Genomic DNA, 292 nt, shown 5'->3' with positions numbered 1-292 from the left:
GCGACTGGGCTTTGCGCATCGCGTGGTGATCGCACCCAAAGGCAAGGCGGGCACGGAGATCGAGCCCTTCCGCTGGCTCAATGTGGTGCTGGGCAACCTCAAGACCGCGCTGAGTGGAACACATCATGCCTTTAATTTCCGAAAATACGCCGGTCGATACCTGGCAGAGTCGCAGTATCGATTCAATCGAAGATTCGACCTGGCAGCGATGGTGCCAAGACTTGCCGTGGCGCTCACGAGTGCAACTCCTTGTTCTGGAAAGAAACTGATGATGCGCACTGAGATAGAGACA

The 292-nt window shown here is 55.8% G+C and carries 1 protein-coding gene; it reads left to right on the top strand.

Features of this window, described 5'->3' with window-relative positions:
- Positions 1-292: transposase (locus tag IV91_RS19355; RefSeq protein WP_233418495.1), on the top strand; the 292-nt coding region annotated here is incomplete at both ends.

The sequence above is a fragment of the Ferrovum myxofaciens genome, assembly GCF_000735045.1.
In the GTDB taxonomy this organism is placed as follows: Bacteria; Pseudomonadota; Gammaproteobacteria; order Burkholderiales; family Ferrovaceae; genus Ferrovum; species Ferrovum myxofaciens.
This window is presented reverse-complemented; position numbering and strand designations above follow the sequence as displayed.